This window comes from Dietzia sp. B32 (assembly GCF_024732245.1).
Classification (GTDB): Bacteria; Actinomycetota; Actinomycetes; order Mycobacteriales; family Mycobacteriaceae; genus Dietzia.
Genome location: NZ_CP093845.1, coordinates 2379610 through 2405263, shown reverse-complemented (window position 1 = coordinate 2405263; position 25654 = coordinate 2379610). Strand labels below are relative to the sequence as shown.

Sequence of the window (25654 nt, the reverse complement as noted above, 5' to 3'; positions counted from 1 at the left end):
GTCAGTAGGTCCCCAGGAACTCGTCCACCGACGCCTCGGCGGCGGCGAACGGGTAGAAGCGGTGCGCGAGCGCCCGGACCACCGGGGCCGAGCCCGAGTAGAAGCGCTCGTACTGCACGTGGCGCCCCGCGAACTCGGTGCCGACCATGTCCCAGGCGAGCTTGAAGAGCTTCACGCGGTCGCGGACCGGCAGCTGGTCGGAGCCCATGAGCAGGTCCATCGCCACGGTCTCCGCCTCGTCGGAGAAGTCCTCGACGGAGGACGGCACCTGAATCACGCCACCGCCGGCGAGCTCGCCGAGCATCTTCACCGCGCGCGGGTAAACCTCGGTCTGCATGCCCAGCGCGGCGTACAGGTATTGCCCGGCGGGCCGATAGACGCCGAACTCGTCCTGCTCCGCGAAGGCGTGCGCGGACTCGGTCAGTGCCTTGGAGACCGTGTGGACGGTCGACAGTTCGGCGAGCTGGCCCCTGATCGCCATGTCCGAGTCGCGACCGTTGGCGGAGACGATCCGGCTGGCCACGCCGGTGAGGAACTCCAGCTTGGCGGTGAGCCGGATGATCGACTGGAGGTTGCCGATCTGGTGCGCGGCGGTGCCGAAGAACTGGTTGTTGATCACCGGGACCTCGCCGACGGCGAAGACGCTCTCCCACGGCACGAGCACGTTGTCGAAGGTGACCATCGCGTCGGTCTCGTCGAACCGCGTGGACAGCGGGTAGTCGAAGTCACTGCCGCTGGTGGCGTAGGGGCGGCGACAGATCAGCGTGAGTCCCTCGGTCGCGACGGGCACCACGAAGCTCAGCGCCCGGTCCGACTCGGTCGGGGCCAGCGGCCGGATGCTCGAGACGAAGATCCCGTCGGCGACCGCGGCGCCGGTGCCGAGCATCATCGCGCCGTGGACGAAGATGCCCTCGTCCGTCTCCTCGACCAGTTCGACCGGCTTCACGCGACTCGTCGGGTCCTGCATGTTCATCTGCGGCGGGACGATCGAGTTGCTGATCCACAGGCCCTCCGCGGCGGCCTTGCGGTGGTAGGCCACCACGGTCTCGCCGAGCTGGTGGGCCTCCGTGTCGAACATCGCCGGGTTCGAGGCGAACCCGGCGAGCAGGCCGGCCACGTGGTCCGGGCCGCGGCCGATGAATCCGTGCGTCATCCGCGACCACGCCTCGAGGCACCGCTTGCGCAGGTCGTGCTGCTCGCGGGTGTACGGGATGGTGAAGATCGCGAGGTTCCCGGTCTCGGGGTCCACGAGCGGCGAGTCGGGAAGCGCGGCGGCGTCGTACACCGACGCCATGGTGCGGACCACCCCACTGAAGGCCGGGTGCTCGGCCATGGTGGCCACCTTCTCGCCGTCGACGTAGACGGCACGCCCGTCGTCGAGGGCGGCGAGGTAGTCGTTTCCGGTACGCATGTGTCTGTCTCCTAGCTGGCGAGCATCTCGGCTTCGCCCGGTCCGGCGAAGAGCTGCTCAGGGGTGAAGGGGGTCGAGATGAGTCCGTCCGCGAGGGAGTAGTCGACGATCGTGTCGAGCATCAGACGGTTGGCTTCCAGTCCGGTCGCCCAGTAGTCGGCGCCGAGTTCACGCTCGGTCTCGAGGAGGTCCTCGAGCTGCCACGGCAGGATGGTGTCGAGCGCGGCCGAGTCGAACAGGTCGGTCCGCGCCATTCCCTGTGCCTCGCAGAAGGCCCGGTACAGCACACCCCGCAGCTCGGGCTTCGCCTCGGCGAGGGGCCGCTTCATGGCCATGATGTGCATGGCGGGAAAGATGCCTGTCTTCCGGTAGTACTCCGTCTCCACTGCGCGTGGGTCCTCGAAGAGTCGGCGGACACCGCCGTTCGGCCAGGTGGACGGCGCGCGGGCCGTCACCACTGCATCGATCTCGCCCGCGGCGAGCAGCTCGGCCAGGCTGGCGTCGGTCCGGAACTCGAAGGTGAACCCCGGCGGGTAGAACTGCGGGTGCTCGTCCCCGTTGCGGGGTTCCTCCAGCCCGCCGATCACGTAGACCGGCGCGAACCGGTCGAGGCCGAAGTGGTCCTGGAGCATCCCGCGCAGCCACACCGCGGCGGCCATGTCGAACACCGACAGGCCGATCCGGCGGCCCGCGAGATCGGCGGGGGTGGCGATGTCGCTGTTCTCCGGGACGAAGAGGCAGGACAGCCGGAAGTGCCGTGACGGGAACACCGGGAACGCCAGGTAGGGCTGCTCCGGGTCCTCCAAGCTGCGCAGGTAGGTGGCGATGGGGAACTCGCACACGTCGAAGGTGTGGTGGGCCATCTGGTGGTTGAACAGGGCCTGCACGCCCATCAGGGTGATGTCGGCGTCCACCCCGTCGAGGGGCACGCGTGCGTCCGCGAGCGGCCGGGTCCGCGCCGAGTTCGACAGGCCTATCGAGAGTGTCATGGTTGTCCTTTCCCGCAGGCGATGCGGAAGTTGATGAGGTTGTCGATGCGGGTCTTGAGCGACGCCGCGAAGCGGCCGTCGATCTCCCACTCGATGGGGATGAGCTGGCCCGCCCGCCCCTCCAGGTCGTAGGGGAGTCCCGCGGCGTTGTTGACGACGACGACGGCGTCGGACAGATCGCCCACGGAGTCGAGGCCGGCGGTGCCCTCCGACGGATCCGACACCACACCCTCGATCTCGCCGGGGAAGTACTGGCCGATCAGGGCGGTCATCCACTGCACCCCACGGGCCGTGGGCGCCACCACGACGAGACGCTCGCGGTCGCGCACATCGATGACACGGCGCAGGGTGCCGGGCGAGGCGACGAGGTTGAGCTCGACCACCTGGTCCATGTCCTTGACGTGCCCGGCGACGTCGTTGAGGTGGAATACCGGGACGGCCACGGCGTCGAACTCCTCGTCGAGCACCCGACCGTCGGCCTCGCAGAGCAGCACGGGCTGCACCTCGACCCCGGTGGCCTCCTGCACGATCTCCTGCACCCGCCGGAGGTCGCGTTCGTTGCACTCGACCACCGCGATGCGGCGCATCGAGTCGACGCGCTCGAGCGTCGAGAGGACCATCTGGTCGAGGTCCGCCGCGGTGACCCCCAGGCGTCTGGCCCGCAGGAGCAGCTCCTCGAGCTGCCCGGTGAGCACCGCCTTGGGATCGACGTTGCCGGCCTCGGCCTCGGAGACGAAGGTCCCCCGGCGGGGCAGGGTGCGCACGCGCCCGGCCCGGGCGAGCCGACCGATGGCCCGGTCGACCGTCGAGGAGTTGGTGCCCAGCTCCTGCGCCAGGGAGCGGCACGAGGGCAGCTTCGACCCGGCCGGGTAATACCCGGTGAGCAGTCGGTCGATGAGAATCCCGTGGACCTCGTCGATGCCCGGCGAGACGTTCATCTCAGGCCTCCACCAGCGCTGACAGGGTCCCCAGGCTGGCGTCGCTGACGAGCCGCGCCGCAACCGACCGGGACTCCGCCGCGATCTCCCGCGGGTCGACGTTCACCACGTCGCCGTCGTCGACCACCCGTACGCCGTCGATCCACACCTGGTCGACCTCGCGGCTGCCCGCCACGAACACCACGGCCTGATACGGGTCGTGCACATTGGCCAGGGTGGGGTCGTCGCCGTCGAGCACCACGAGGTCGGCCTTCTTACCCACCTCGAGCGAGCCGATGGTGTCCTCCATCCGAAGAGCGCGCGCGCCACCGATGGTGGCCATCTCCCAGGCCTCCTTCGCGCTCATGGCGGTGGCCTGCTGGTGGTGGACCCGCGCCAGGAGCGCGGCCGACTTCATGGCCTGGAGGAAATCCTGCGAGTCGTTGGAGGCGGCGCCGTCGACCCCGATCCCCACGTCGATGCCCAGCTCCCGCATCTCGGCGACCGGTGCCACGCCGCTGGCGAGGATCATGTTGGCGACGGGGTTGTGGGCCACGCCCACCCGGTGTTCGGCGAGGATCGCCCGGTCGGCGCGGTCCACCCAGACGCAGTGCGCGGCCAGGGTGGGCGCCGCGAAGAGCCCCTCCTCCGCGCAGTGCTGCACCACGGTGCGGCCCGTGCGGGCGAAGGTCGCGGTGATTTCCTCCCGGATCTCCTGGATGTGCATGTGGACGCCGTGGCCGCCGCCGGTCGCGTAGTCGACCGAGTGGGCGAACATCTCGTCGCTCTGCCCGCCGATCGCGCCGACGCCCATCCGGAACGTCTGCAGCCGGCTGGCGGCGACGGCCTCCCGGAGCGCCTCGTGTTCGTCGAACGCGGGCCCGAACGGGCGGGCCCCACACTCGTCGCCGGCGCCGAAGGAGAGCACGCCCCGCAGGCCGAGCTCGTCACAGGCGTCCACCACGGCGGGTGTGATCGGCCCGGTCGTGCCCGGGTCGGAGACGAACATGTCGTTCGCGGTGGTCACGCCACTGCGGAGCATCTGGATTGCCGAGAGCATCGTGCCCAGGTAGGCGGCCCGGTGCGTCAGGTGGGCGCTGACCGGCCGGATCAGGGCGCCGATCCACTCCCACAGCGTGTACTGGCTCGCGATCCCGGTGATGAGGCCCTCGGAGAAATGTCCGTGGGTGTTGACGAACCCGGGGCTGACGATGTCGTACTCCCCGCCGTGGACCGGCGCGTCCGGGAACTGCGCCACCACCTCGTCGTAGGTCCCGACGGCGACGATCACGCCGCTCTCCACCACGACGGCTCCGTTGCGGACCGGCTCCGGCGCGAGCACCCACCCGCCGCGGATGATCTGGGCGCTCATCAGCAGCCCACTGTGTAGTCGAAGGCGTCGGGCTGGGGTGCGACCAGGTCGCCGTACATCTCGGGTCGGCGGGCGCGGAGCAGGCCGGGGATGGAGTCGAAGGGCTTGGGCGAGGCCATCGAGTCGTCGTGGGACCGCAACCACCGGAGTCGCTCGAGGTCGAGCGTCGCCACGACCAGCTCGTCCCGACCCGCGAAGGCGAGAGGGTGCTCGGGACCGGTGATCATCGCGGCGCCCTGTTCGACGCCCCACAGGTTGTTGGTCAGGCCGACGTAGCACTGGTTCTCGATCGCGCGGGCCTGCACGATGATCTGCCAGTTCCTGGTGAGGCTGGTGAACCCACCGCCGGCCGGGGACAGGATGATCTCGGCGCCGCGCAGTGCGACGATCCGGGCCACCTCCGGGGTCCACATCTCGGAGCAGACCACGATGCCCATCGGCAGCCCGTCGATCGTGAGGTTGGCGAACTCGTTGCCGGGCGTGATCAGCCCGCTCTCGGCGACCGGGATAGTCGCGGGGTGGGTCCGCTCGTAGCGCAGGAGGGTCTGGCCCTCGCGACCCACCACGTAGACGACCAGGCGTTGCTCGCCGTCGTTGCACGGCTCGGTGAGCGACCACACGACGTTGATCCCGTGATCCTTCGCCGCCTGTGTCATCTGCGGGGCAGCGTCGTAGAACTCGTCGTCCGGGCGGACGGGGCCGGGGCTGAACTCGGGGAAGCAGACCAGATCGGCGCCCTCGGCCGCCGCCCGGGCGACGAGGTGGACGGCGTGGTCGACGTTGGGCACGCCGCCTTCACGTCGGAGGGGCTGGGCCATGGCGAGGGTGTACGAGCTGCGTGTCATGCCGGTGACACTAAGCGCCGAAGTTGGGGTTATCGGAGCTGGTAACGGGCTTTTTACCGCCACCGCGCGGTTGTTCCGCGCCTGTTACACCACACGGGACAGCGGGACAGCTGGCCCGATTTTCGGCACGTGTTGGAAACATTCGGGGCCTACCGTGGCCCCGTGCGATCCTGGATTCTGCTCGGCGCGCTCGTCGCCGCGACCTCTGTGGCCTTCGAGTTCCTGCGCCTGCCCACCCCCCTGCTCTTCGGCGGTCTCGTCGGGGCGTTGATCTACGCCCTCGCCCGCCCTCTGTCACCGCTGTCACTGCCCTCGCCGTGGTTCATTGCGGGGCAGGCGGTGGTCGGCGTGATCGTCGGATCGGTCATCGACTGGGAGGCGCTCGGCGGCCTCGGCGCCGACTGGCTGATCGTCGTGGCCGTCTCCCTCTTCTCCGTGGTGATCAGCATCCTCGCCGGCCGACTCCTGCTGCGGCACGGCATCAGCCCGGCCACGGCGACCTTCTCCTCCGTCGCCGGTGGGGCCGCCGGACTCACCGCGCTCGCCGACGATCTCGGTGCCGACGCCCGGGTCGTGGCGGTGTTGCAGTACATCCGCCTGCTCGTCGTGCTGGTCACGCTGCCGATCGTGGTGACGCTCGTCCTCGGGGCCACGGGGACGGGCACCGACTTCTCGGCCGCCACCGACGACCTCTGGACGGGCCTGCTCTACACCGGTATCGCCATCGCCAGCGGTCTGTTCCTCGGCCGGATCACGCACCTGCCGTCAGCCCCGATCCTCGGACCGCTCATCGTGGCGTCGCTGCTCTCCCTGGTCCCGCTGTTCGAGGGCGTCACCGTCAACCCGGTGATCGTGGGCGCCGGTTACCTCGCGATCGGCATCCAGGTGGGGCTGAAGTTCACGGTCGCCAGCCTCAGGTCGATCGGCGCGATGATCCCCACCGCCCTGGTGGCCATCGCGATCACCCTCGTCTCGTGCGCGGGGCTGGCGTGGGTCCTCACGGCGACCGCTGGAGTCTCGGGCGCCGATGCCTATCTGGCCACCAACCCCGGTGGCGTGTACGCGGTCCTCGGGATGTCGGAATCGATCGGGGGCGACGTGGGGTTCGTGACGGCGGCGCAGATCCTGCGGACTGTCATCATTCTCGGCAGTGCGCCTTTCCTCGCGGTCTACCTGCGGAGACTCGACCCGCCGAGCGCGAGAACGGACTGATTGATCCGACTCGCCCGGGATCAACCCAACCGGGTACCCACCCACTCCGCCAGGATCCGCGCGCAGGCGTCGATGCCCTCGACCCACGTGGCGCCCGCGGAGTCGTCGGCGGAGTCCGAGACGTGCTTGACCAGACGCGTCGGCACGCCCAGCATCGCTCCCGTCGCGGCCACCGCGTACCCCTCCATGTCCACCAGGTCGGCGATCCCGGCCAGGCGGTCGCGCACCGGACCGCCGGCAACGAAACTGTCGCCGGTCGCGAGGACGGGTGCGGCCGTCCCCCCGGGCCCCGACGGCGCGGCGGCGTGCTCGGGGGTCACCGCGCGCGTGGCGGACAGTGCCAGCGGTGGGCCGTCATGCCGGCCGGTGACGGCGTGCAGGGCGGGGTCGTCGAAGTCGTGCTGGAACACGGTCACGATCTCGTGCGTGCCCTCCATCCCCGGGTGCAGACCCCCGGCGGTGCCCACGTTGACGAGCTCGCGCGGACGGGTCCCGCCACCGAGCGCGTGCGCGACGGCCACCGCCGCGCGCACCTTGCCGACGCCGGTGACGAGCACCGGGAAGTCGGTGACGAAGTGCCGCGCCTCCTGCTCCAGCGCGACGACGACGAGAGGGTGGGCCGGATCGACGGTCCCGATGAGTTCCACGGACCATACGGTAGCCGTCGCCCGGCCCGCCCGATTCAGCCCCCTGACGGGTCCCACCAGCGTCGCTCGCCCGCACCCAGCGGTAACCGGGCCACGACCTCGTGGCGGGCCCGGCCCCGCGGCCCCTCGCCGAGGAACGAGTCGACGAGTGCGATCTCGGAGACCTCCCACCGGCTGCTCGTGAAGGTGTCGAGCACCCGCAGCCAGGCGGTCGCATCGTCACGGCCGCCGAGCCGGGCGAGCGTGAGGTGCGGACGGAACCGGGCGCCGTCCGGGGCGCAGCCCGACGCATTGGCGGCCGAGCGGACGCCCGCCGCCAGTGCGTTCAGCGGCCGATCCTCGGACTGATCGACCCCCGCCCACAACACCTTCGCCCGCTCGACGGACGGAAACGCCCCCGCGCCGGCCAGTCGTAGCGTGAACGGCTCGTGCTTCCGGGCGACCGCCTCCACCCGCTCGGTCAGCTCGTCGAGGCGCCAGTCGTCGACGTCGGGACAGAACGTCAGGGTGAGGTGCCACTGGGCGGGGTTCGTCCACGTCAGGCCCGGCCGCGGTTCGAGGAACCGCTCCAGTTCCTCGCGGACCCCGTCGGGTGGCATGACCGCGACGAACATCCGATGCCCCATCACTTCACCGCGCCCATCACTACACCGTGGCCCACCGCGCGCCCAGCCACAAGCCCAGCGCGGCGGCGATGATCGTGACGACCATCGTGCCCACCGCGTAGGCCAGCGCCATGCCGACCCGCCCCTCGCGGCCGAGGCGGAGCGTGTCGTAGCTCGCGGTGGAGAACGTCGTGTACCCGCCGAGCAGACCGGTGCCGATCACGGGGACCGCCAGTGACCAGCCCGGCCCTGCGGAGCCCGCGTAGTACCAGCCCACGAGCAGGCCGAGGGCCAGTGAACCCGACACGTTGATGAGGAACGTCGCCAGGGGAAACGTGCGGCGCCAGCGCGACGACACCGCCACGTCCAGCACGTACCGCAGTGCCGCGCCGCCGCCCCCGCCCAGCGCGAGCCACCCGGCCAGGACGGCGTCGTCCCACGTCATGGGCACCAGGGTGATGTTCACGTGGCCGCCCGCGCCCGGTCCCGGCGCCCCCGGGACGCCAGAACGATCCCGAGCATCGTCGCCGCCGCGCCCAGAGCCAGCGTGGCGGCGGCGTAGAGGACGGCGACGGGCACATCGCCCCGTTGCATGAGCATCGCGGCCTCCAGGGCGACGAGGGAGTAGGTGGTGAATCCCCCGCAGAAGCCGGTGCCGAGCAGCAGCCGCGTACCTCGTCGTCGTCGTTCCCGGTCCCGACTCGCACCATCGGGTCCACCGGCGTCGGCGAACCGGGTCGCCACATACCCGAGGGCGAACGCACCCACCAGGTTCACGACCAGGGTCGCCACGAGCGCCGGGTCGGGGACCGCCAGCGACACCGCGACACGCGCGTAGGTCCCGACGGCGCCACCGACCGCGACCAACGCCACCGCGGCGGGAAACCTCACTGCGTCGGCCCGCTCACGTGGACAGTCCGGCCTCCAGGGCGGCGTCGAGGCCGTCGCGGTCGCCGGTGATCTCCAGTCCTGCGGCGTCGGCACCGACGCGTCCCCACAACAGCAGCGCGAGGGTCTCCGGCGGCCCCGCCACCTCGACCACGCCCGTGGGGTCGGGGCCCGCACCGTCCGTTGCGGGCAGCTCCCACTCCACCGCACCGAGGGACCCCGCCCCCAGCGGTTCTGCGCCCGTGGCGAGGCCTCCCGCGGCCGCCCCCTCCGGGCCGTGGGGTACGGCGCGCAGTCGGATCGTCACCGCGAGCGGCGGCACGTGGGCGGCCATGTGCGGGCGCATGACGGTGCAGAACTCGTCGACCGTGTCCACGGCGACGTCCTCCGGTACGGGAGTGGTGGCGGCGGCACCGTGCAGGGCGTTCTCGATGTCCCACCGGTGGACGAGGGTCTCGTGGAGCTGGCGCCGCGGCCAGAAGTCGGCGCGGCCCGGGCCGGAGAAGGTCCAGGCGGGAGCGTCGGGGGCGGTGTCGGTGAAGGTCCGGAGCATCTCGGCGGTGAGACCGGAGTACCAGTCGACGAGCGCGGCGGACCCCTCGGTCGCCGGCGGCGCGGAGTGCTTCACCGGGCTCATCCCCCGGGTCCGCGAGTCGGGCGTGGCCTCGCGGACCGTGGCGCCGCCCCACCAGTTGACGATGCCCAGGTGGACCACCAGGTCGTGCACGGTCCAGCCCGGGCACGAGGCCACCGGGGCGGTGACGTCCACGACGGTACCGGGCCCGTCCCCGGCCAGCGCGAACCGCACCAGCCCGACCTGCGCCTCGAGCGCGTCGAGCATCCTGGTCTGGCCGAGCCGGGCGGTCATACGCGGGTCGCCTCATCGGAACCGGGGCGCGATTTACCGTCGGCCCGGCGGCGGGTGAAGTCGATCTGTCGCCCCGCGTTGGACACCGCCACCACGGTGCCGGTGCCGAACATCCCGTCGCGGTCGAACAGCGAGGCCGTGCCCACGGCGACGCCGTCCGAGCTGACGTGCTCGTCGGCCTCGATCCCGATGTCCCCCGACCTCGGCAGCCGGGCCAGTGCCACGGTGAGGTCGGCATTGATGAAGCCGATCCCCTCGTCCCCCCAGTGCGTCATGAGACTCGTGGACTCGGAGACGATGACGGCCCGCTGGAACGGGGACGCCGACTCCCCCACCACCACGTCCAACGGGTGGATCCAGAAGCGCTTGCGCTGGTCGTTCTGATGCGCACCCATGTCGCGGTCCCACGAGGGGCCGGGCTCGCCGCTGCCGAAGAACACGTTGGTCCCCGGCCCCGACTCCCCCGGATCCGCGTCGGTCGGTGCCGCGAGCGCCCGGCCGGACCGCCACACTCTGCCCGGCGGCTGCTCACCGCGGCGCAGCTGGACGAGCGTGGCACGGGCGACGGCCTTGCCGTCCTGGAGCAGGCGGGCGTCGGCCACGCGGATGCGGTTGCCGCTGCGGATCTCCTCGGTCCGCACGACCAGTGGTTCATTGCGCACCGGAGCGAACAGGTCCACGGTGAGGCGGGCGGGGTGGAACTCCTCGGCACCGAATTCGTGCTCGAGCGTGCGGGCCGCGGCCACGACGACGGCGGGGCCGTTGACCATGCTGTCCGACCAGGCGCTACGTGCGAAGACGGTGGGGACATAGGCCCCGGACTCGTCGAGGGTGAAGAACGCGCGATCGGTCATCGGGCCACCCCGCCCGTGCCGGTGGCGCCGGCGTACGCGCCGAACCCGACCGCGCCGCCCGCCGACCCCGCCGCCCACGACCGCAGGATCGCCGCGAGCTGCGTCTCGAAGTACTGCTCCGCGCTGGGCGAGGACCGCCACACGCTCAGCTCCAGGGACACGACCCCGTGCAGCGACGCCCAGATCGTGGTGGCCGTCTCGTGCACGTCGACGGAGCGGAACACGCCCTCGTCCACGGCCGCGTCCACCACCTCGAGCAGCGGCTCACGCCACAGCGCGTCGACCGGCCCGTCCGCGTTCCCGGCGACACGTGCGCGCGGCGAGCGCACGGGCTCGCCCACGACCAGACCGTAGAGACCCTCGTTCTCCAGCGCCCACCGCCGGTACGCGCGGCACAGCGAGCGCATGTCGCCCTCGACGCTGCCGTGGCGCAGCGACTCGCGCAGGGCGGCGGCGAGTTGGCGGTCGGCCTCGTGCGCGACGGCCGCGAGCAGGCCGGCCTTGCCGCCGAACATCGTGTAGATCGCCGTGGTGGAGGTGCCCTGGGAGGCGGCGAGCGGCCGCAGCCCCAGCGACTCCGGCGCCGCGTCCCGGAGCCGACGCGTGGCCTCGTCGAGGATCCCCCGGCGCAGTGCCTCGTCGTACTGGGCGTGGTTGGGGGCGCGGGTGGCGGCGCGCGGCGAGGAAGGGGTCACCCCGGCAGGGTACGACGACGACGAGGAGATCGGTGTCATAGCGGTGTGGCGTGTCGCCGCAGACGCCGTGATGCCGTTGTCGTGGCTCCGCCATCACACCAGCGCCCCGCGTCGGGCAGGCGCCGCCGAGCACGCCGCGGCAACGGTGTCCTACATGCCGTGACGGCGTTTCGAGCCCGGCCGCGGCCGCCTCGCGGAAGCGCGTCCCCACTGTCCTGCGCGTCCCCTCTGACCTGCGCGCCCGCTTCGCCCGATCCGGGCCTGGCTGTGCGCCGTCTTTGGTCGATTCCGGACGCACACCCCGGCGGAACCAGGACTTCGGACGTCGGCTCCGGGCCGGGCCGGGCGACTCCACAGAGCCGGCCGGGTCCCGCACGGTCAGCAGGCGAAGAGAAAGGCCCGCAGCCCCTTGCGGGGACTGCGGGCCCTACTTTCGTGCGCGATTCCGGTTCGCCGCCTCGTCGGGTGTCGGCGGGGCCAGTCGGCGTCCGTGTTCAGTTCGTATCCCCCGGTATCCGTATCAATTGGCCGCGGCGTAGGCGTCCATGATGTCGGACGGAATTCGACCGCGGTCGGAGACCTCGTATCCGTTGTTCCGTGCCCATTCGCGAATCGCCTTGGTATCACCCGAGGATGACGAGGACTTGGCGGCCGCCCGGCGTGCGGGCTTTGCCTTACCGCTCGACGAGACGCGATGTCCGTTCTCCACGTACGGCGCCATGGCCTCGCGGAACTTCTCAGCATTCTCATCACTGAGATCGATCGTGTATTCCTTACCGTCGAACGCGAACGAAATCGTATTGGCTTCGCTGCCGAGATCCGTTCCGTCGAGGTCGTCGATGTACTGCACCTGGAACTGCTGTGCCATGCTTTCTTCCCCCTGGGCCGGTCCTGCTCCGTCTATATGGAGACATTATGCACAGAGAAGTCGCAATACGCACATGTATGTTTTGGATAACACCTCCCGCCGATGTTTTCAGTACTGAACTCTCCGGGATATCCGACAACTGTTCAGTGGTCGATTGACGCGGAATTGTCCCGATATCTCCGGGCAATCAGATCAATGATCTCGGGGTGTGCGCCGAGTGGTGGAGAGACGATATCCCCGCCTGCCGCAGCCATCCGGTCGGCGAAGAAACCGGGGGCGAGAAGGTGGGTCGCCACCGCTATCCGCCGCAGTCCCCCGGCACGGAACCGCTCGACCGCCTCGGCGATGGTCGGGCTCGCCGCCGAGGCGAAACCGGAGGTCACCGGCACACCCAGCAGGTCGGAGAGCGTCCCGGCGAGCGTCCTCGTCTCCGCCAGCGACGACTCGTTCTTGCTGCCCGCCGCCCCCAGCACCACGGCGTCGGCGCCGAATGCCCCCACCGCACCGGACTCGGCGAGGCGCTGCATCAGCGCCCGGACGACCTCCGGCTCCGCGCCGAGGTGTGGTGTCTGGACGACCGGGCCCGGGGCTTCGCGGCAGGCCTGTCCGACGTCGTGCGTGACGTGGAACCCGCGGGCGAGAAACGCGGGCACCACCACGGTCGGCGCCGCGTCGGCGAGCACTCGGTCCGGCCCAGGTGACTGGACATCCACCCAGGCGAGCCGGCAGTCCACGCCGGGCAGCTGCTTACGCGTCTCGAGCAGGACGCGGCCCAGCACGCGGCGGCCGGCCGCCGACCGGGTGCCGTGGGCGACCAGCAGGAGGCGGGGATTCGTACCGAGAGTGCTCACCCCGTCGAGCATGCCGCAATCCGCCTGCGGCGCGGCATCCGCTCGGCGACACTGTGAACATGAACGCAGTCGGCAGGCGGGGTGCGCGGCCCGAGGTCACCGTGGCCAACTGGGAGGCCGTGTACGACTACTACGGGCCGGGGCGGCGCCGGAACGGGTTCACCTATCCGCTGCTGACCCTGGTCGACGCGATCTACCGTCCCCGGCTGCGGATCTCGCCTGACATCGTCTCCGAACTGCACCGTCTCCACGCCGACGGCGTCGGGATCGTGGTCGCTGTCAACCACCCGTCGGCACACGATCCGACGGTGCTGGCCGCCGTGCTGTTCGACAAGCGGATTCGCTTCCTCTGCGAAGGGACGGGCCTGACCAAGGACCCGCTGTTCCGCGGCCCGCTGCGCCCGGTCTTCGAGTACACGGGCACCGTGCCGGTCTTCCGCGCGAAGAACTACCAGGGCACGGCCGCCGACATCCACGACGCCGCCGCGGCCCGACTCATCGGCCTCTGCGTCGACCGGCTCGTCGACGGCGGCGTGGTCTTGACGTTCGTCGAGGGCACCAACTCCTCGGCCGACGACCTGAGGACGCTACGGCTCGACTCGGTGAAGAAGGGCGTCGGGATGATGGTGGCCGGCGCGCGCGAAGCGGGAGCCAGGGTTGCGGTGTTGCCTGTGGGCATCGTCTACCACGGCCGCGAACACGCCAGACTTCCTCCGCGTCACGCCGTCGCGGCCGCCGGCGAACCCGTGCTGTGGGACTCCGGGCCGCCGCCCTCGATCGACGAGGTGCGAAGCGCGGTGCGCGACGGGATCGACGACGCCCTCACCGCCGCCTGGGGTTAGACCGAACCTCTCAGACCACGCCGGGGACGACCTCGAACTCCACCCCGACGGCGTCGAGTTCGCGGGCCCGCGCGGCCAGGGTGGCCGCCGCCGCGATCCGCACGACCCCGTGACCCGCGGCGAACCGCGTCGCCACCAGTTCGGCGACGCGGGCTGCGGGCAGGCCGGGTCCGGTCTCGAGCACCTCGACGTCGTCGTCGAGTTCCGTCAGCAGCGCGGCGTCGGCCGCGCCGTCGGTGACCAGGACGTCCGCGGCGTGGACGAGGCGTCGGGCGCGCACGGTGAGCAGGTCACCGTCGCCGGAGCCACCCACGAGCGCCACCCACCCTGTGGCCGGGCGGCGACGCGCGCGCAGTCCGGCCGGCGCGGTGGCCAGCGAGCGTGCCACGTGCCGCCCGACCCTCACGGACCGCCGGGGGTCGCCCGAGTCGACGGCGATGCGCACCATCCCGGCGGGCGTGGTGACGGCCGTGCGGGCGGGCACCCGCACCGAGCCGAGCTCGGCGTCACCCGCGGTGACGCACCAGATGCGGCGCTCCTCGCACGACGCGGCGATCTCCGCGTCGACCCGGGGGTCGCCGGTGGCGACGTGCACCATCCAGGGAGTGTCCAGGTCGGACGGGGCGAACGGCCTGGTGACGACGACGAGGTGATCGCCCGCCCGCGCGGCCAGGTCCGCCATCGCCGGGTCGACGCGCGGGGCCACCACGCGGAGGTTCGCGCCGGCCTCGAGGAAGGTCACCGCCCGGCGGGCCGAGACCGGCCCGGCCCCGACGAGCAGCACCTCGCGCCCGGCCAGGCCCACGGTGAGCGGGAGCCCGTCCAGCGACGCCGCCGGTGCGGGACCGGCGGGCGGTGCCGAGAGCGCGCTGGTCACAGGTGGATGCCGCACTCGGTCTTGGACGATCCCGCCCAGCGACCCGAGCGGGGATCCGCTCCGGCCTCGACGCGGCGGGTGCACGGCTCGCAGCCGATCGACGGGAAGCCGTCGTCGAGCAAGGGGTTGAGCAGGCACCCGTGCTCGGCGGCGTAGTTGTGCACGCGCTCCAGGGTCCACGCGACCAGCGGGTTGATCTTGACCATCGAGTGCTTCTCGTCCCACTCGACCATGGCCGCACCGGCCCGGTGGTCCGTGTCCACGCGGCGCAGTCCGGTGATCCACGCCTCGTAGCCGGACAGGGCGGCGTCGAGGGGCTCCACCTTGCGCAGGCGGCAGCACAGCTCGGGGTCGGTCTCGAAGGGGCGCGGGCCGAGTGCGGCCTCGTGCTCGGCGCGGGTCGCCGGGCTGCGCACGTCCACCACGTTGAGTCCGGGCGTCGCCGCGAGGGCGTCGCGGACGCCGACGGTCTCGGAGAAGTGGTAGCTGGTGTCGAGGAACAGCACGTCCACGCCGGGCGCGTGGGGTGCGGTCATCTCCGGAACGACCGTGTTGGCCATCGAACAGGCCACCGCGAGTGCGTCACCGAACGTCTCGCCCGCCCAGGCCAGGACCTCGGCGGGGTCGATCTCGGCGTGGTTCCCGTAGAGGCCGCGGTCATCGAAGCGACGGCCGGCCTCCTCGGCGATCGCCTTGAGCTCGGAGGTGGTGCGCTTCCGGCCGGGGCCGGGGGTGAGGACCGTGCTGCGGGGCAGCAGTTCCAGGGCTACAGCTGTCATACGAGGACCTCCTCGTCTACCCGGTGCGCCCACTCGGCGAAGGTCTCGCCGCCGGCACCGGTCTCCATGTACTTGCGGATCACACGCTCGACATAGTTGGGCAGTTCCGCCGACGGCACGCGGAGTCCGCGGACCGTGCGTCCGAGCCCGCCCGACTCCTGGTCCTGGGATGCCAGACCGCCGCCCAGGTGGACCTGGAAGCCGGGGGTGTCGCCGTCGAGCAGCTGACCCTTGAGTCCGATGTCGGCGGTCTGGATGCGGGCACAGCTGTTGGGGCAGCCGTTGAGGTGGATCGACAGGGGCGTGCGCAGGGGCGCGTCGTCGGCGAAGCGCCGCTCCAGCTCGTCGACCAGCGCGGTGGCCGTGTCCTTGGTGTCGACAAAGGCGAGCTTGCAGAACTCGATCCCGGTGCACGCCATGGTGGCGCGGCGGAACGAGCTCGGGCGGGCGTACATGCCGATCTCGGCCAGGCCGTCGACCAGCTGGTCGACCTTGTCCGGTTCGACGTCCAGCACCAGCAGCTTCTGGTGCGGCGTGAAGCGGACGCGGTGCGAGCCGGCGGCCTCGGCCAGATCGGCGACCTGCGCCAGCTTCTCGCCGCCCACACGGCCGACGGTCGGGGCGGCGCCCACGTAGTAGCGGCCGTCCTTCTGCTCGAAGATGCCCACGTGGTCACCGGACCCGACGCCGCGCTTGGGAGCGGGGCCGTCCGGGAGTTCCCGGCCCAGGTACTCGTCCTGCATGATCTGGCGGAACTTCTCGGCGCCCCAGTCCTTGATGAGGAACTTGAGACGGGCGCGGGTGCGCATGCGGCGGTACCCGTAGTCGCGGAAGATGCCCACGACCGCGGCCCACACCTCGGCGGCCTCCTCCTGACGGACGAACACGCCGATTCGGGTCGCGAGCTGCGGGTTGGTGGACAGGCCGCCGCCGACCCACAGGTCGTAACCGGGTCCGAGCTCGGGGTGCTCGACGCCCACCAGCGAGATGTCGTTGATCTCGTGGACCACGTCGAGGCTCGGGTGGCCGGTGATGGCGGACTTGAACTTGCGCGGCAGGTTCGAGAACTCCGGTGTGCCGATGTACTTGGCCTTGATCTCCTCGATCACCGGGGTCGGGTCGAGGATCTCGTTCTCCGCCACACCGGCGACCGGGCTGCCGAGGATCACTCGCGGGCAGTCGCCGCAGGCCTCGACGGTGTCGATCCCGACGTCCTCGAGCCGCTGCCAGACCTGCGGCACGTCCTCGATGGCGATCCAGTGGTACTGGATGTTCTGCCGGTCGGAGATGTCGGCGGTGCCGCGGGCGAAGTCGGTCGAGATGCCGGCCAGCACCCGCAGCTGGTCGGTGGTGACCGCGCCGCCGTCGGTACGGACGCGCATCATGAAGTACTCGTCCTGCAGCTCGTCGGCCTCGAGCTTCGAGGTGCGCGATCCGTCCAGGCCCTGCTTGCGCTGGGTGTACAGGCCCCACCAACGCATACGGCCGGAGAGGTCGTCGGACGGGATGGAGGCGAAGCCCTCCTTGGAGTACGTGTCGAGGATCCGCTGCCGCACGTTGAGCGCGTCGTCCTCCAGCTTGAACTCCTCGTTGTGGTTCAGAGTGAGCTTGCCGTCGATCTTCCACTGCCCCTGAGGCTTGGGAGCCCGCGCAGGACGAGCGGGGCGGGGGGCGGCTGCAGTGTCGGTCATGCCCGCGACAATAGTCAGGACAGACTGGTCTGTCTATCAAGGGTGACCTAAACTACCCACCCCTTTCCGGACTGCTGCGCAGGCACGCCCCACGCGTTAGCTCGAAGAGGTGCCGAGTGCGCGCGGCGCCGACGACGACCGGGACATCGGCATCCGGGCCACGGCGAGCCTGGGCATTTATTCACACTTCCGGCATTTAGCAGGATAACGGCTAGGTAATTGCTTAAAACGCCGTGGGGTCACGATGCAGCGGTGGCGTGGGCCACGTCACCGGCCGTACCGTCTGAGACACGGCCCACAAACGGTGGGTGCCACGTCGAAAGGAAACACCATGGGCTCCTTCTCTGATTTCTGGTACGGCCTCTCCACCGGATCCGGCAACCTCGTTCCCGAGGTCGGATCGGCTGCAATCGACGGCCTTCTGGGGCTGCCCTCTTACATCCTCCTCACCCTCGGCGGTGGCGCAGAGCTGTTCGGCTCCTGATCCCGATTCGACACGCCCCGGTGGTTCGCCACCGGGGCGTCTCGCATTTCCGGGCGGGCGTCACATCCCGCAGAAGTCGAGCCAGGTGTCCACCTCACGCCGGGCCTGCTCGCGCCCGAGCACATACGCCTCGGCGAGTCGGTCGACCCGGCGCTCGTAGCTGCGGATCATCACACGGTTCGGACGGAACACCAGCGCGTTCCCCGAATCCTCCAGCGCCTCGATCTCGTCGAGCGTCTCGTTGTAGAGGGCCCAGCGGTGCATCAGAGCCTCGCCGACCGCCGGGAAACGGCGGAAATAGGAACGGTAGAACGGCGTCAGCCGACGGGGCGGGATCTTCCGGTACCCGCGCGGCTGGGTCAGCACCACCAGGAACTTGTCGTACCCCGCGTCGCGGGCCGCCGACAGCGGGATCCCGCCGTCGTGGCCCAGCGCCCCGTCGACGTAGTACTCGCCGTCGATGAGGACGGGCGGCATCCACACCGGCATCGTCGACGACGACCGGACCATCCGCATGAGATCGCCCATCGACGTGACATCGTCCTCATTCCAGAAGACGGTCTCACCGTCCGAGCAGCGGAACGTCCCGATCCGCGCCGCGGTACCGCTGGCGTCGAACGTCTCGAAGTCATACGGCAGCACCTGGTCCGGCAGGCCCGCCTGTTCATAGATGTATTCGGCGTTGAACAAACCCTTGCCGCGGGCGAAACTGCGCCAGTCGCCGAAATTAGGGTCCGCGGCCATCTCCACGAAACTCTTGCGCGCCCGCACCGCATCGCGGGACACGTAGTTGGCCAGGTGGGAGGCGCCCGCCGAGATCCCGGCGACCAGCCCGGTGTGGATGTCCGCCTCGATCAACGTCTCCACGACACCGGCGGTGTGCACCGCCCGCATGCCGCCGCCCTCGAACAGCAGGGCGACGTCCGGAGCGGTCGGCTCCATGGTCGCCGGCCGCGCGGGCGCCTGCGCTGCACCCAGCGCGTCACCTGCCCCCGAAGTCATCACCCCTCCACCCTAGGAGGTTCACTGGCGGACCGGTGCATCCGTTACTAGGGTCGATCCGTGACCCAACTCACCGAGCTCGTCGCGAGCATCAACGACGTCTACTGGTACGGCGTCATCGCCCTGCTGGTTCTGGCCGGCCTCTACTTCTCCGTGACGACACTTATCGTCCAGATCCGGATGTTCCCGGAGATGCTCCGGACGATCGTCGAGAAGCCCTCCGACATCGAACCGGACAAGAAGGGCATCTCCGCCTTCCGGGCCTTCACCATCTCCGCCGCCTCCAGGGTGGGGACCGGAAACGTCGCAGGTGTGGCGATCGCCATCACCGTCGGCGGGCCCGGGGCGGTGTTCTGGATGTGGCTCATCGCGATCATCGGCGGCGCCACCGCGTTCATCGAGTCGACCCTCGCCCAGCTGTACAAGATCAAGGGCAAGGATTCCTACATCGGCGGGCCCGCCTATTACATCCGCGACGGGCTGGGCTGGAAGAAGATGGCCGTGGCGTTCGCGGTGATCATCACCGTCACGTACGGCTTCGTGTTCAACGCCGTCCAGGCCAACTCCATCTCGGAGTCCGTCCGAAACCAGTTCGACCTCGAGGGCACCGGTTCCGGCGTCGTCATCGGCGTGGTGCTGGCGATCGTGACGGGCCTCGTCATCTTCGGCGGCGTACGTCGCCTGTCGGCGGTCACGGAGATCCTGGTCCCGGTCATGGCTGCCGCCTACGTCGTCGTCGCCCTCATCGTCGTGGCCATCAACATCACCGAGGTCCCCGGGATGATCTCCCTCATCGTCGGCCACGCCCTCGGCTTCCGCGAGGTCGCGGGAGCCGCGATCGGCGCGGCGATCATGCAGGGCATGCGCCGCGGCCTCTTCTCCAACGAGGCCGGAATGGGCTCGGTCCCCAACGCCGCCGCCACCGCATCGGTCTCCCACCCCGTCAAGCAGGGCCTGGTCCAGGCACTGGGCGTCTACTTCGACACCCTCGTCGTGTGCTCGGCGACCGCGTTCATCATCCTGCTGGCGGACCCCGAGTTCGGTGGGGACAGGGAGGGCATCACCCTCACCCAGGACTCGCTCGCCTCGCAGGTCGGGGACTGGGGCGTGCCGTTCCTCATGGTGGTCATCTTCTTCCTGGCATTCTCTTCGATCCTCGGCAACTCCTACTACGGCGAGGCCAACATCAACTTCCTGCGCGAGAGTCCGCGCGCGATCAACGTCTTCCGGGGGCTCGTCCTGGTCGCCGTGGTCGGCGGGGCACTGGGGTCCGTCGACCTCGTGTGGGGGCTGGCGGATCTGTTCATGGGCTTCATGGCCACCATCAACCTCATCGCGATCATCCCGCTCGGCGGACTCGCCGTGGCGCTGCTGCAGCACTACCTGCAGCAGAAGGCAAAGGGACACAACCCGGTGTTCCACCGTGACGACCTGCCGCGGGCCAGGAACGTCACCGCCTGGGACGGCTCCGACCCCATGACCCACCAGCACGTCGCCGACGAGGCCCGCGACGTCGAGCCCAAGGCGTGACGGCACCGGCCCCTGCCGGTCGGCCCGACCTGTACGGCCGCTTCGCCGGGCTGCCCAAGGCGCACCTGCACGTGCATCTCGAGGCGGCGATGCGCGAGGCGACACTGCGCCAGTGGTGCGGTGAGGACGGGATCGAGGTGCCGCCGCTCGTCGAGTACGCGGACTTCACGGCGTTCCTCGATGCGTACGGCCTGCTCATCGCCCTGTTGCGCACCCCGGAGCGGGTCGAGCGGCTGCTGGATGAGGTGGTCGCCGATGCCGCGGCACAGGGCGTCGTGGCGCTCGAGTTCGCCTCGATCCCCGAGAAGGCGGTGGCGTTCGGATCCGCCGAGGAGGCGCTCGAGTTCGTCCTCCCGGCCGCGGCCGACGCAGGGCGTCGTCACGGGGTGTGGACCGGCTCCATCGTGAGCATCGACCGCGGTGCCGGCCCCGACCACGCGCTGGAGGCGGCCCGGTTGGCCGCGCGGTTCGCCGACCGCGGCGTGGTCGGGGTGGGCCTGGTCGCCGACGAGCGGGACAACCCGGTCGCGGAGGCCGCCGAGGCGTTCGCGATCGCCCGGGACGCCGGACTCGGGGTGGTGCCCCACGCCGGCGAGCTGGCCGGCCCGGAGGAGGTGCGGTCGGCGATCGAGCTGGGTGTGGACCGGATCCAGCACGGCGTCCGCGCGGTGGAGGACCCCCGGGTGCTGGAGCTGCTGGCCGAGCGCGGGACCTGCCTCGACGTATGCCCCACCTCGAACGTCGTGCTGGACGTGTACCCCTCGTTGGAGGAGCACCCGCTGGCGCAGCTGCTCCAGGCCGGGGTGCGCTGCTCGCTGGGCGCCGACGACCCGCTGCTGTTCGGTGTGGACGTCGTGGACGAGTACGTGGCCGCCCACGAGCGGATGGGCGTCTCGGTGGAGCGTCTCGTCCGGGTGGCGCGGGCGTCGATCGAGTCGTCGTTCGCGCCGGACGGCGTCAAGCGGGACGCGCTCGCCCGGATCGGGGCCTGGCGCCTCGACTGAGCGCGGGCCGGACCCCGGGTGGGGTCAGGCACCCGGGTTGGGGTCAGGCGCCGCGGCGGATGCTGTCGGCGGCGAGGATCATCGGCACCTGGAGCGGCAGCCGCCCCCACGCGATCACCTGATACGGCCACACGGGCTTGCGGCGCCACGCGCGGACCATCTGCAGGTTCCCAGGGAAGACACCGATGAACAGCGCGGTCGCGGCCGCACCGCCCAACTTCCGGGTGCCGGGCGCGGCCAGTAGCCCGGCGACCGCCAGTTCCACGACGCCCGAGCCGTAGGTCCACGCGCGCCGACTGCCCGGCAGTTCCGGTGGGATGAGTCCGTCGAACGGCCGGGGCGCCACGAAGTGCAGCGCCCCCATCGTGCCGAGGGCGGCGGGCATCGCCCAGTAGCGGACTGCTCGGCCGGGGGCACCCCTGCGGACGGTTCCTCGAGTGGTCTCGTATCTCATTCGCCCGAGACTACGGGCGCGACGGGCCCCTCACCGGACCTCCGGCAGGACCCGCTCGCCGAGCAACCGCAGTGACTCCCACCCCGCCTCGATCGGAATACCCCCACACAGCGGGTGGTTGGTGATGAGCCCCAGGTCGCCGTCGCGCACCAGTCGTACCAGCTGGTCGGGGGTCGCCACCACGTAGACGCCCTCGTCGCGAAGCTCGTCGACCGTGCGGGCGTCGGAGTGCACAAAGGAACTCCGGGTGCCGCCGGCGTCGCCCGCGCCGGTCTGCCAGGCGCGGTACCCGAGGGCGTCGGCGAGGAGGTGATGACCGTGCCGCGCCCAGAACTCGTCGGGGTCCTCGGCGCAGAACACCGTCGCGGGGCCGGGAACGGGTTCGACGACGAGGCCGGGCCGATGCCCGTGTGCGAGGCATTCCGCCCGGTACAACGCGGTGAGCTCGGGATCGTCGACCTGCGGCTGGAAATGCATGCCGAGACGACCGGCCCGCCGGGCGGCCGCCCCGCCACCACCGAGGAAGATGAGGGGGTGGGGGTCGGAGAACGGACGCGGGGTGGGCGAGGACCGCGGGGAACCGTCCGCCGGGTCGTCGCCGACCGGCTCGCCCCGCCAGGCGGCCAGGATGGTCTCCAGCTGGGCGTCGAGACGGGCGCCCCGGGTTCTCCACTCGCGTGAGTGCAGCGCGTATTCCACCGGGCGGTAACCGAGCCCGAAGGTGAAGCTGACCCGGCCCGACGCGAGGTGGTCGAGCACGGAGATGTCCTCGGCGAGGCGGACCGGGTCGTACAGCGGCGCGATCAGGGCCCACACCGTGATGGGGACGCTGCTGGTCACGGCCGCGACCGCCGACGCGGCGATGAGTGGGGACGGCAGGTACCCGTCCTCGGAGGCGTGGTGCTCGGAGAGGTTGACGGCGTCGTGGCCGGTCTCCTCCGCGTACCGGGCCATGTCGAGGGCGGCCCGGTAGCGGTCCCGGCGCTCCTCCGGCCCGGCGCCCGGCGCGCGGAAGTCGAACCGCGTGACGACGTAGACCATCAGCGACTCCCCGCCTCCGCGGCCCGCCTCACGCGCGGACCACGGCCAGCTCGGTGTACTCGGTGCCCCGCTCGTCGCGCTCCCACCAGGAGTCCCCGGCCGCGTCGGCACCGGCGGCTCCCACGCCCTGCTTGATGAGCTCGCGCTTGAGGATCTTGTTGGTCGCCGTGGTGGGCAGGTCCCCGGCGATGCGGACCCAGCGCGGCCACGCCTTGGGCGACAGGTCCGCCTGCGAGGCGAGGAACTGCTCGAACCCGGCCGGGTCCAGCTCCGAGTCGTGCCGGGGGACGATCGCCGCGGCGAGCTGGTCACCCACCCCGCGCGGATCCGGCAGACCGTAGACGGCGACCCGGGACACGGCCGGGTTGCGCAGGAGGATCTCCTCGACGATGCCGGTGGCCATGTTCTCGCCGTCGACCCGAAGCCAGTCCCCACTGCGCCCGGCCAGGTAGACGTAGCCGTCCGCGTCGCGGTAGGCCAGATCGCCCGACCAGTACATCCCGTCCCTCATCCGGTCCGACGTCGACGTGTCGTCGTTGTAGTACCCGGCGAAGAACCCCGCCCCCTCGGTGTTCACGAGTTCACCCACGCACTCGTCGAGGTTGGTGACGGCCCCGTCGTCGTCGAACACCGCGCGGGGACACTCCTGACCGGTCGCGGGGTCGTACACGGCGACCCCCGGGAACGGTTCCCCGATGGACGCGAGAGGCGAGTTCTCGGTCCGCACGATGATCACCGCGAGCTCGGTGGAGCCGTAGGCGTCGCGGACCTCGCACCCGAACCGCTGCGCGAACGCGGGGATGTCCTTGGCCGCCGCCTCGTTGCCGAACGCGGCGCGGAGCGTGGTCTCGGCGTCATCCGGCCGCGGTGGGGTGTCGAGAATGTACGCCAGCGGTTTTCCCACGTAGTTCATATAGGTCACGCCGTAGCGGCGGATGTCGTCGCCGAAGCGTGACGCACTGAACCGGCGGGCCAGCACCATGGTGGCGCCCGCGGCGATGGCCGGGGAGAAGCCGCTCATGATGGCGTTGGAGTGGAACAGCGGCATGGACAGGTACAGCACGTCATCGGAGGTCAGGCCGAAGGACGGGGCGAGGTTCTCCCCGGACATCGTCACGGTGAAGTTGCCGACCCGGACCGCCTTGGGATCGCCCGAGGTACCCGAGGTGAAGATGAGCATGAACGGGTCCATGGCCTCCACCGGCGGGGGGTTCTCGGGCGCAGAGGCCGCGGCCACGAGAGCGGCCCACTCCTCCGAGTCGGTGTCGATCACGCTGACGTCACCCAGGTCCAGCCCGTCGAGCAGGGGACGCAGCTCGCTGTCCGTGAGCAACACCTGACAGTCGGATCTGCGGATGTCGCGTGCGAGGCCCTCTCCGCGACGCGTCGCGTTGAGCCCGACGGTCACGTATCCGCCGAGCGCGCCGGCGGCCAGTGCGTAGAGCATCTCCGGGGTGTTCTCCAACAGGGTCGCCACGTGGCGGGGGCGGGCCGAGTCCGGCTGAGCGTTGTCGAGCCGGGTGCCGTCGAGCACCCCGGTGATCACACCGGCCCGCTGCTGGGCACCCCGGATGTAGTCACGCCAGGTGATCGAGGTGTCCTCGTAGCGGATGGCGACCACATCCGAGTCGGCGTGGCGGAGGAGTTGTTCGCGGACGGTGTCGGCCATGTGGGAATTCCTTCACAGGAGGCGGTGTGATCTGGATCATAACCACAGCGCTGACACTCGTCAGGCGATCGCGGCCGGGAACCGCCCGAGAGCTCTGCTTTCTGCGCCGGGGGCGCGGGCGCCTCTACTGTGGCGGACACCCGAACTGGACAGTTCGAACCTCGAATACGACTCGATCACCGGGAGACCACACATGGACGTCGCCGCCGTCGCCGCCACCGCACCGGACGCGCCTCTGGAGAAGACCACGATCCGGCGTCGGGACACCGGCCCGGGCGACGTGCTCATCGAGATCGAGTACGCCGGCATCTGCCACTCCGACATCCACCACGTGCGCGGCGAGTGGGGTCAGACCACCTACCCCGTGGCGCCCGGGCACGAAATCGTCGGCATCGTCCGCGAGGTCGGGTCCGACGTCACCCGGCACGCGGTGGGCGACCGCGTGGGTGTCGGGTGCCTGGTCGGCGCCTGCCACGAGTGCGCCTCGTGCGAGGCCGGTCAGGAACAGGAATGTGAGCGCGGGTCCGTCGCGACCTACGGCTCCCCGCTGCCCGAGGGCCACCCCGAGGGCCCGGTGACGAACGGCGGCTACTCGACCCACATCGTGGTCGAGGAGCCCATGGTTGTGTCCGTCCCGGACGGGCTCGACCCGGCCGCGGCGGCGCCGCTGCTGTGCGCGGGGATCACCATGTTCTCGCCGCTGAAGCAGTGGAACGTCGGCCCGGGCACGCGGGTCGCGGTGATCGGCATGGGCGGGCTCGGGCACGTCGGCGTGAAGCTGGCCGTGGCCATGGGCGCCGAGGTGACGGTCCTGTCGCAGACCACCTCCAAGCGGGACGACTCGCTGCAGTACGGCGCCGTCGAGCACTACGCGACCGCCGGCGACGAGGGCAGGGCCACGCTCCGGGACCTCCGCGGCACCTTCGACGTCATCCTCAACACCGTGTCGGCGAGCCTGCCGATGGACCGGTACCTCGCGCTGCTCAAGCCACGCGGGGCGCTGGTCAACATCGGCATCCCGGCCGAGCCCATGTCGGTGCGGGCCGGGTCCGTCGCCGCCGGCCGCAAGATCCTGACCGGCTCCATGATCGGCGGCATCCCCGAGACCCAGGAGATGCTCGACTTCTGCGCCGAGCACGGGGTCACCGCCGAGATCGAACTCATCTCGGCGGACAAGATCAACGAGGCGTACGACCGCGTCGTGAGCTCGGACGTCCGGTACCGGTTCGTGATCGACGCCAAGACGTTCTAGGGGACGG

General features: G+C 70.7%; 27 protein-coding genes. 6 read left to right on the top strand and 21 right to left on the bottom strand.

Going from position 1 to position 25654, the window contains the following annotated elements; genetic code table 11:
• Nucleotide 1: 1 nt before the first annotated feature.
• Genes L8M95_RS11480 through L8M95_RS11460 form a run of 5 tightly spaced genes read right to left on the bottom strand, consistent with a single transcriptional unit; the run spans nucleotide 2 to nucleotide 5534 of the window.
• Nucleotides 2-1411 carry a 4-hydroxyphenylacetate 3-hydroxylase family protein gene (locus L8M95_RS11480; protein WP_260486268.1) on the bottom strand — a complete coding sequence of 470 codons (1410 nt, stop codon included), beginning with the start codon at nucleotides 1409-1411 and terminating at the stop codon, nucleotides 2-4.
• Nucleotides 1412-1422: 11 nt separating this feature from the next.
• On the bottom strand, nucleotides 1423-2400 hold the full coding sequence (locus tag L8M95_RS11475) for a hypothetical protein (protein WP_260486267.1): 978 nt from the start codon (nucleotides 2398-2400) through the stop codon (nucleotides 1423-1425).
• On the bottom strand, nucleotides 2397-3338 hold the full coding sequence (locus tag L8M95_RS11470; protein WP_260486266.1) for a GntR family transcriptional regulator: 942 nt from the start codon (nucleotides 3336-3338) through the stop codon (nucleotides 2397-2399). Before L8M95_RS11470 ends, L8M95_RS11475 begins: the two co-directional genes overlap by 4 nt.
• A 1-nt stretch (nucleotide 3339) precedes the next feature.
• Nucleotides 3340-4689: an amidohydrolase gene (locus tag L8M95_RS11465; RefSeq protein WP_260486265.1), complete on the bottom strand. Its 1350-nt coding sequence runs from the start codon at nucleotides 4687-4689 to the stop codon at nucleotides 3340-3342.
• Nucleotides 4689-5534 carry a carbon-nitrogen hydrolase family protein gene (locus L8M95_RS11460; protein WP_260486264.1) on the bottom strand — a complete coding sequence of 282 codons (846 nt, stop codon included), beginning with the start codon at nucleotides 5532-5534 and terminating at the stop codon, nucleotides 4689-4691. Before L8M95_RS11460 ends, L8M95_RS11465 begins: the two co-directional genes overlap by 1 nt.
• Before the next feature lie 162 nt (nucleotides 5535-5696).
• Between L8M95_RS11460 and L8M95_RS11455 the strand changes: the two genes are divergently transcribed.
• On the top strand, nucleotides 5697-6746 hold the full coding sequence (locus L8M95_RS11455) for an AbrB family transcriptional regulator (protein ID WP_260486263.1): 1050 nt from the start codon (nucleotides 5697-5699) through the stop codon (nucleotides 6744-6746).
• A gap of 20 nt (nucleotides 6747-6766) precedes the next feature.
• Here L8M95_RS11455 and L8M95_RS11450 read toward each other — a convergent pair whose 3' ends face one another.
• The 9 genes from L8M95_RS11450 to L8M95_RS11410 form a co-directional block, all read right to left on the bottom strand.
• Nucleotides 6767-7393, bottom strand: coding sequence for a nucleosidase (locus L8M95_RS11450; protein WP_260486262.1), 627 nt, complete (start codon nucleotides 7391-7393; stop codon nucleotides 6767-6769).
• A 35-nt stretch (nucleotides 7394-7428) separates the two neighbouring features.
• Nucleotides 7429-8007, bottom strand: a complete 579-nt coding sequence (gene thpR / locus L8M95_RS11445; protein WP_260486261.1) for an RNA 2',3'-cyclic phosphodiesterase — start codon at nucleotides 8005-8007, stop codon at nucleotides 7429-7431.
• Between the two features lie 31 nt (nucleotides 8008-8038).
• Nucleotides 8039-8464, bottom strand: a complete 426-nt coding sequence (gene crcB, locus L8M95_RS11440; protein WP_312027411.1) for a fluoride efflux transporter CrcB — start codon at nucleotides 8462-8464, stop codon at nucleotides 8039-8041.
• Nucleotides 8461-8889, bottom strand: coding sequence for a CrcB family protein (locus L8M95_RS11435; RefSeq protein WP_260486260.1), 429 nt, complete (start codon nucleotides 8887-8889; stop codon nucleotides 8461-8463). Before L8M95_RS11435 ends, crcB begins: the two co-directional genes overlap by 4 nt.
• Before the next feature lie 13 nt (nucleotides 8890-8902).
• A complete protein-coding gene (locus tag L8M95_RS11430; protein ID WP_260486259.1) occupies nucleotides 8903-9754 on the bottom strand; it encodes a maleylpyruvate isomerase family mycothiol-dependent enzyme in 852 nt (283 codons plus the stop codon).
• Complete coding sequence (locus tag L8M95_RS11425) at nucleotides 9751-10608, bottom strand: thioesterase family protein (RefSeq protein ID WP_260486258.1); 858 nt, start codon at nucleotides 10606-10608, stop codon at nucleotides 9751-9753. Before L8M95_RS11425 ends, L8M95_RS11430 begins: the two co-directional genes overlap by 4 nt.
• Nucleotides 10605-11303, bottom strand: coding sequence for a TetR/AcrR family transcriptional regulator (locus tag L8M95_RS11420; protein WP_260486257.1), 699 nt, complete (start codon nucleotides 11301-11303; stop codon nucleotides 10605-10607). The genes L8M95_RS11425 and L8M95_RS11420 overlap by 4 nt, the downstream gene beginning before the upstream one ends.
• A 520-nt stretch (nucleotides 11304-11823) precedes the next feature.
• Nucleotides 11824-12171: an Lsr2 family protein gene (locus L8M95_RS11415; RefSeq protein WP_260486256.1), complete on the bottom strand. Its 348-nt coding sequence runs from the start codon at nucleotides 12169-12171 to the stop codon at nucleotides 11824-11826.
• Between the two features lie 143 nt (nucleotides 12172-12314).
• On the bottom strand, nucleotides 12315-13022 hold the full coding sequence (locus L8M95_RS11410) for a sirohydrochlorin chelatase (protein ID WP_260486255.1): 708 nt from the start codon (nucleotides 13020-13022) through the stop codon (nucleotides 12315-12317).
• Nucleotides 13023-13081: 59 nt separating this feature from the next.
• Between L8M95_RS11410 and L8M95_RS11405 the strand changes: the two genes are divergently transcribed.
• On the top strand, nucleotides 13082-13864 hold the full coding sequence (locus L8M95_RS11405) for a 1-acyl-sn-glycerol-3-phosphate acyltransferase (RefSeq protein WP_260486254.1): 783 nt from the start codon (nucleotides 13082-13084) through the stop codon (nucleotides 13862-13864).
• Nucleotides 13865-13874: 10 nt separating this feature from the next.
• Here L8M95_RS11405 and L8M95_RS11400 read toward each other — a convergent pair whose 3' ends face one another.
• Genes L8M95_RS11400 through L8M95_RS11390 form a run of 3 tightly spaced genes read right to left on the bottom strand, consistent with a single transcriptional unit; the run spans nucleotide 13875 to nucleotide 17211 of the window.
• Nucleotides 13875-14741, bottom strand: a complete 867-nt coding sequence (locus L8M95_RS11400; RefSeq protein WP_260486253.1) for an NAD(P)-dependent oxidoreductase — start codon at nucleotides 14739-14741, stop codon at nucleotides 13875-13877.
• The gene (locus L8M95_RS11395; protein ID WP_260486252.1) at nucleotides 14738-15520 is read right to left on the bottom strand and encodes a phosphoadenylyl-sulfate reductase; all 783 of its coding nucleotides are present in this window, start codon (nucleotides 15518-15520) and stop codon (nucleotides 14738-14740) included. The genes L8M95_RS11400 and L8M95_RS11395 overlap by 4 nt, the downstream gene beginning before the upstream one ends.
• Complete coding sequence (locus tag L8M95_RS11390) at nucleotides 15517-17211, bottom strand: nitrite/sulfite reductase (protein ID WP_260486251.1); 1695 nt, start codon at nucleotides 17209-17211, stop codon at nucleotides 15517-15519. Before L8M95_RS11390 ends, L8M95_RS11395 begins: the two co-directional genes overlap by 4 nt.
• A 331-nt stretch (nucleotides 17212-17542) precedes the next feature.
• On the opposite strand from L8M95_RS11390, the gene L8M95_RS11385 reads away from it, so the two are divergent.
• Nucleotides 17543-17695, top strand: coding sequence for a hypothetical protein (locus L8M95_RS11385; RefSeq protein ID WP_260486250.1), 153 nt, complete (start codon nucleotides 17543-17545; stop codon nucleotides 17693-17695).
• A 60-nt stretch (nucleotides 17696-17755) separates the two neighbouring features.
• Here the strand turns inward: L8M95_RS11385 and L8M95_RS11380 are convergent, their stop codons facing one another.
• A complete protein-coding gene (locus L8M95_RS11380; RefSeq protein ID WP_260486249.1) occupies nucleotides 17756-18697 on the bottom strand; it encodes a patatin family protein in 942 nt (313 codons plus the stop codon).
• A gap of 60 nt (nucleotides 18698-18757) precedes the next feature.
• Here L8M95_RS11380 and L8M95_RS11375 point away from each other — a divergent pair, with 60 nt between their 5' ends.
• A complete protein-coding gene (locus L8M95_RS11375) occupies nucleotides 18758-20227 on the top strand; it encodes a sodium:alanine symporter family protein (protein ID WP_260486248.1) in 1470 nt (489 codons plus the stop codon).
• Entirely contained in the window at nucleotides 20224-21231 is a 1008-nt protein-coding gene (gene add / locus L8M95_RS11370; protein ID WP_260486247.1) for an adenosine deaminase, read from the top strand. Before L8M95_RS11375 ends, add begins: the two co-directional genes overlap by 4 nt.
• 43 nt (nucleotides 21232-21274) lie before the next feature.
• Here add and L8M95_RS11365 read toward each other — a convergent pair whose 3' ends face one another.
• The 3 genes from L8M95_RS11365 to L8M95_RS11355 are packed head-to-tail and all read right to left on the bottom strand — an operon-like array spanning nucleotide 21275 to nucleotide 24395.
• Nucleotides 21275-21685: a hypothetical protein gene (locus L8M95_RS11365; RefSeq protein WP_396118741.1), complete on the bottom strand. Its 411-nt coding sequence runs from the start codon at nucleotides 21683-21685 to the stop codon at nucleotides 21275-21277.
• 30 nt (nucleotides 21686-21715) lie between these two features.
• Nucleotides 21716-22726 (bottom strand): LLM class flavin-dependent oxidoreductase, encoded by a 1011-nt coding sequence (locus L8M95_RS11360; protein ID WP_260486246.1) that lies wholly within the window; start codon nucleotides 22724-22726, stop codon nucleotides 21716-21718.
• Between the two features lie 28 nt (nucleotides 22727-22754).
• The gene (locus L8M95_RS11355) at nucleotides 22755-24395 is read right to left on the bottom strand and encodes an AMP-binding protein (protein ID WP_260486245.1); all 1641 of its coding nucleotides are present in this window, start codon (nucleotides 24393-24395) and stop codon (nucleotides 22755-22757) included.
• A 193-nt stretch (nucleotides 24396-24588) separates the two neighbouring features.
• Between L8M95_RS11355 and L8M95_RS11350 the strand changes: the two genes are divergently transcribed.
• Nucleotides 24589-25647, top strand: coding sequence for an NAD(P)-dependent alcohol dehydrogenase (locus L8M95_RS11350; RefSeq protein WP_260486244.1), 1059 nt, complete (start codon nucleotides 24589-24591; stop codon nucleotides 25645-25647).
• Nucleotides 25648-25654: the final 7 nt, after the last annotated feature.